The sequence below is a fragment of the Gemmiger formicilis genome, assembly GCF_016901605.1.
Classification (GTDB): Bacteria; Bacillota; Clostridia; order Oscillospirales; family Ruminococcaceae; genus Gemmiger; species Gemmiger formicilis_B.
Window position 1 is genome coordinate 1 of sequence record NZ_JACJKP010000774.1, and the last position, 222, is coordinate 222.

General features: G+C 58.6%; 1 pseudogene. It reads left to right on the forward strand.

Annotation, left to right across the window (positions count from 1 at the left end):
• A pseudogene (locus H6B10_RS16800) lies at positions 1-222 on the forward strand (hypothetical protein); the annotation flags it as partial.

The following is a 222-nucleotide window of genomic DNA, read 5'->3' on the forward strand; positions in this document are numbered from 1 at the left end:
GTTCTGCTGGCCAACCGCACCCCTGCCAAAGCACAGGCTTTGGCGGAAGAACTTGGCTGCGCCTGCGGCACCAACGAACAGGTAGCCAGTATCTGTGATTTTATCTTTTTGGGCATCATCCGGATGATGGGGTATCCGCTGCCGGCCATCTGCCGGATCTGGTGCATGGAAAGGCCTGCCGCCATCGAAACCAGAACAAAGGGACGGCTTTCGGCGCGGGAT